Below are 4228 nucleotides of genomic sequence, written 5' to 3' on the forward strand. Positions count from 1 at the left end.
TGCGCGCGGCGCTGCTTATGCACGACCTGGACACCTGCCGGCGGATGGCCGAGAGCGCCCTTGCAGCGCGGACTGCCGACGAAGCACGTGCCGCAGCGCTCGCGCTAGCTGATCCGGGGCTGCGCGGCCTGCTCTAAAACCGCACGAAAATGGCTGTTCGCTACTGGCGAACATGCCTTTGAACTGGGGTTATCACTTTTTCGTGCGGAAGTGTGGGAAGCGTTCCGGCGACCCCGCGTTATGGTGGGTGGAACGATTTCATTTAGCCAATAAAGGGGTAGCCACATGTTCGAGCGGTTTACTGACCGTGCACGGCGCGTCATCGTGCTGGCCCAGCAAGAAGCGCGCGACCTGAACCACAATTACATCGGCACTGAGCACATCCTGCTCGGGCTGATCCAGGAGGGGGAAGGCGTTGCCGCCAAGGCCCTCGAATCCATGGGGATTAACCTCGACGACGTGCGCCGGGAAGTCGAAGAAATCATCGGCCGCGGCACCCAGCCGCACACCGGTCACGTGCCGTTTACCCCGCGCGCGAAGAAGGTTCTGGAACTTTCCCTGCGTGAGGGCCTGCAAATGGGCCACAAGTACATTGGTACTGAGTTCCTGCTGCTCGGCCTCATCCGCGAAGGCGAAGGCGTGGCAGCGCAGGTACTGACCAAGCTGGGCGCTGACCTCCCGCGCGTGCGCCAGCAGGTGATTCAGCTGCTCTCCGGATACGAGGGTGGAGAGGGCCAGAACCCGGAAAGCCCCGAAGGTCCACAGGCTTCTGGCATGACCGGCGCTGGTGCCAGCCCGAGCATCGGTGGCATGGGTGGTCCGCGCGGTGGCGGCGAGCGCTCCAACTCGCTCGTGCTTGACCAGTTCGGCCGCAACCTCACCGCCGCTGCCAAGGAAGGCAAGCTCGACCCGGTGGTGGGCCGCGACAAGGAAATTGAGCGCATCATGCAGGTGCTCTCCCGCCGTACCAAGAACAACCCGGTGCTCATCGGTGAACCCGGTGTGGGTAAGACCGCGGTGGTCGAAGGTCTGGCGTTGGACATCGCTAACGGCAACGTGCCGGAGACCCTCAAGGACAAGCAGGTTTACTCGCTGGACCTCGGTTCCCTCGTCGCGGGTTCGCGTTACCGCGGTGACTTCGAGGAGCGCCTGAAGAAGGTGCTCAAGGAGATCAACCAGCGTGGCGACATCATCTTGTTCATCGATGAGATCCACACGCTCGTCGGCGCCGGCGCAGCCGAAGGCGCAATTGACGCGGCCTCCTTGCTCAAGCCCAAGCTGGCCCGCGGTGAGCTGCAGACTATCGGTGCCACCACGCTCGATGAGTACCGCAAGCACATTGAGAAGGATGCCGCTCTGGAGCGCCGCTTCCAGCCGGTGCAGGTGGATGAGCCGAGTGTGGAAGACACCATCCAGATCCTCAAGGGCCTGCGAGACCGCTACGAGGCACACCACCGCGTCTCCTACACCGACGACGCACTCGCAGCTGCCGCGAACCTGTCGGACCGCTACATCAATGACCGCTTCCTGCCGGACAAGGCCGTCGATCTTCTCGACGAAGCTGGTGCCCGCATGCGTATCAAGCGCATGACTCAGCCGGAGGGCCTGCGCGAAGTCGATGACCGCATCCAAGAGGTGCGCCGCGAAAAAGAAGCCGCGATCGACGCCCAGGACTTCGAGAAGGCCGCTGGCCTGCGCGACACTGAGCGCAAGCTCGGCGAAGAGCGCGCGGAGAAGGAAAAGAAGTGGCGCACCGGCGAGCTCGAGGATATCGCTGAGGTTGGCGAGGAGCAGATCGCCGACGTGCTGGCCAACTGGACCGGCATCCCGGTGTTCAAGCTCACCGAATCCGAGTCTTCGCGTCTCCTACACATGGAGGACGAGCTGCACAAGCGCATTATCGGCCAGGACGAAGCAGTCCGCGCCGTTTCCCGCGCTATTCGCCGCACCCGCGCGGGGCTGAAGGACCCGAAGCGCCCGTCCGGTTCCTTCATCTTCGCCGGCCCGTCCGGTGTGGGTAAGACGGAGCTGTCCAAGGCGCTCGCCGAGTTCCTCTTCGGCGACGAGGACTCCCTCATCCAGGTGGACATGGGCGAGTTCCACGACCGCTTCACTGCGTCGCGTCTCTTCGGTGCCCCTCCGGGATACGTCGGATACGAGGAGGGCGGCCAGCTCACCGAGAAGGTTCGCCGCAAGCCATTCTCCGTCGTGCTTTTCGACGAAATCGAGAAAGCCCACAAGGAGATCTACAACACCCTCCTCCAGGTGCTGGAAGAAGGCCACGTCACCGACGGCCAAGGCCGCATGGTGGACTTCAAGAACACGGTGCTCATCTTCACCTCGAACCTGGGTACGTCGGACATCTCTAAGGCTGTCGGCCTGGGCTTCACCGGCTCCAACGCCACCGATTCCGATGCGCAGTACGAGCGCATGAAACAGAAGGTGCACGACGAGCTGAAGAAGCACTTCCGCCCCGAGTTCCTCAACCGTATTGACGAGATTGTGGTCTTCCACCAGCTCACCCAAGAGCAGATCGTTCAAATGGTTGAGCTTCTTGTGGAGCGCCTGGAGAAGAACCTCGCTGCACAGGACATGGGTATTGAGCTTTCTGGCGACGCCAAGAACCTGCTTGCCACCCGCGGCTTCGACCCCGTCCTTGGTGCCCGCCCGTTGCGCCGTACCATCCAGCGCGAGATCGAAGACGTACTGTCGGAGAAGATCCTCTTCGGCGAGATCGGTGCCGGCGAGATCATCGAGGTCGGTGTGAAGAACTGGGACGGCAAGACCGACAACCCACGCGACTACGAGAATGCCGAGTTCACCTTCACCCCGAAGCCGAAGCCGCTCCCGGCGGACACCTTCGGTGACCTGGACGAGGAGGAGGTCCGCGACATCGGCCCAAAGAACACCTCCGACGATGAGCCGGTGTCCGTCCGCGATACCACCCCGCCGACTGATGGTGGCCCAGGCTCAGGTCCGGACTCTGGCCCGGAACCGACGCCGGACATCACCTCTCCGGAGACCGATGGCGCGCCAGGCACCGCCGTGCTGGACCGCCCGGAACCGACGGAGTCCGCCGAGGACTCCGTCACCTCGGACCCGGAGAAGCCTTAAAGTCCGCTGAACCCCGCCACTTCCCCCCAACGACCTATGAAGGGGAGGCCGGCGGGGTTTATCTCTGCCTAAGAAGTCCCAACGCGGACATGCTGTCATCGATGCTTCGCGTACCGGGTGCGACCAGCTTGCTGAGACGTCTCAGGTTCCCTTTGCCTAGAAGGCTCCACAGTTAGACGCGTTGGGCACACCGTTGAAGCGGTCTGCCAGCCACATCAAGGAAGGAACGGTGTGAGCGAAGACACCGGCGGCGTGGTTGATGCCGATTTTGAGGGGAGGGGTGAGGGCTGGGACGGCGTCGTTAAGCAAGGTGACGTTGGCCCCCGCGGCGCAGTAGTCGCGTGCGAGCTGAATGACTTGCGGCGTGGGCACGAGCATGTCACCGCCGAGCGTGGACACCATCACCGGGGACTGAGGAGCGCGCTGGCCGAGCTTTTGTTCATCGAGTTTGCGGCGGATCTCCGGATAGCGGGTGAGCACATCCACCATCGGCTCACCCGACACGGTGAAGGTCCGCGAATCCTGGAAACCCCACCGGACCGCACTATCAGCCATGCACGCATTACGCGTGGACTCGAGGAACTCGCGGCCGCGAGCGTTCAAATTCGCATCCAAAGCCGGCTTGAACTCCGGGTAGCGCTCCGTCCAACCATTGAGGGCGAAGCCAACAACGGCGAGGATGGAGGAATTGTCTACGCCACGCATCGTCTCCACCAGATCAGCGGGTGGAGCGCCCGCGAAAGCGCCCTTGACATTGAGGTCCGGCGCATAGTTTGGGGCGAGTTCCGCTGCGGCAGCCGATGCGCCACCGCCTTGCGAGTAGCCCCAGAAACCGACGGGGTGGTGGGGTTGGGTGGTGGCCCGGGCAGCGTCGATAAGCGCGTGGCCCTCCTCGGTGTGCAGCACGTACGTGTGCGCGCCAGGTGTGCCCAAACCGATGAGGTCAGACACCACAACCCGCATACCCATCAGCGCAGCGGCCTGGTGGTGCAGGTTTTCGTAATTGGTGCCCACGGTGGGTTGTGCCGGGTCGATCTGCCCCATCATCCACGGACCACGCGAAGGGGCGCAGCCGTCACCCGCGCCGCGCGTACCGGGGCCGAACACCACCGTC

The 4228-nt window shown here is 63.4% G+C and carries 2 protein-coding genes; one reads left to right on the forward strand and one right to left on the reverse strand.

What is annotated here, in order from left to right; translation table 11 throughout:
• Window positions 1-285: 285 nt before the first annotated feature.
• Entirely contained in the window at window positions 286-3114 is a 2829-nt protein-coding gene (locus tag F4V54_RS10215) for an ATP-dependent Clp protease ATP-binding subunit (RefSeq protein ID WP_150387065.1), read from the forward strand.
• A 156-nt stretch (window positions 3115-3270) separates the two neighbouring features.
• On the opposite strand, the gene F4V54_RS10220 is transcribed toward F4V54_RS10215, so the two are convergent.
• The coding region (locus tag F4V54_RS10220) for a lipase family protein (protein WP_150387066.1) at window positions 3271-4228 on the reverse strand (958 nt) is incomplete at its 5' end.

This window comes from Corynebacterium tuscaniense, assembly GCF_008693065.1.
In the GTDB taxonomy this organism is placed as follows: domain Bacteria; phylum Actinomycetota; class Actinomycetes; order Mycobacteriales; family Mycobacteriaceae; genus Corynebacterium; species Corynebacterium tuscaniense.